Raw genomic sequence first — 1,158 nt, 5'->3', positions numbered from 1 at the left:
GGGCATGTTGGCACGTAGTCGGATCCGGTCATCTGTCCGGCCTTGATGAGCAGCGCCATATGCTGCGAGCCAGTATGGGAGTTCACGGACCGGATCCATTTCAGGTTTACGCGCTTGGCTAGTGCCCTGCTATTCTCTGGTTCTTCCGCCCCGTCTCGCCGACTGTTGTGCCATACCCTTCTTCGACCGCCTACGTCCCCGACGCCTCGGACCGCTGCTTTGACATACGCCGCGACCGCTGCCGGAGCTCTGTAACCTTCGTTCTTTGCGAGCAACGCCCAGACCATGCGCGCCATCTTGTTGGCGAGCGCGACCGAGACGAGCATGCGCGGTTTGCGCGCAAGCATCCGCTCCAGCCACGAGCCGGCCGGCGCGCCGAACCGGTAGGCCTGTCGCACTATCGAGCTGACGCCGATGATCAGCAGCCGTCTGATCGTGCGCTCATCCATCTTCGATATGCTGCCGAGCCGTTGTTTGCCGCCGGTCGAGTGCTGATGCGGCGCGAGGCCAAGCCAAGCGGCGAAGTCGCGGCCATTGCGGAAGGTCTCGATCGGCGGTGCTAGCGCGATGATGGCCGTCGCAGCGATGGGGCCGGTCCCCGGGATGGTCATCAGTAGGCGTGCCGCTTCATCCTCCTTGCCACGCCGTGCGATCTCGCGGTCGAGCACAGATATCTGTCTGTCGAGCCCGGCCAACATGTCGACCATGAGCTTGAACATAGGCCGCGCCGCTTCCGGCAGGGGCGAGGCCATCTCATCATCTTCCAGAAGGTTAACCAGCATCGTCATATGCGCGGTGCCGCGCGGCGCGACCCCGCTATACTCCGCCAGATGTCTGCGGATCGCGTTGATCAACTGGGTGCGCTGTCGCACCGCCAGGTCTCGCGTGCGGAACACGAGCCCTGCGGCCTGCTGCGGCTCGCTCTTCACCGCCACGAAGCGCATGCCAGGGCGCTGCGCCGCCTCGCAGATCGCTTCAGCATCGATCGCGTCGTGCTTGTTCCGCTTCACGAACGGCTTGACGTAGGCTGGTGGGATTAAGCGTACCTTATGCCCCATTGTCTGCCGCTGGCGCGCCCAGTGATAGGCGCCACCGCACGCCTCGAGCGCTACCATGCAGGCTGGCTAACCGGCGAAGAAGTCGAGCAGTTTGCCTCTC

The 1,158-nt window shown here is 64.0% G+C and carries 1 pseudogene; it reads right to left on the bottom strand.

What is annotated here, in order from left to right:
• Positions 1-230 precede the first annotated feature (230 nt).
• Positions 231-1,124: pseudogene (locus ACUCV3_RS27265) on the bottom strand (IS110 family RNA-guided transposase); the annotation flags it as partial.
• Positions 1,125-1,158: the final 34 nt, after the last annotated feature.

The organism is Sphingobium sp. VMM (genome assembly GCF_056790315.1).
The sequence above is the reverse complement of the archived record's forward strand: the minus strand, read 5'-3'. Positions and strand labels throughout refer to the sequence as shown.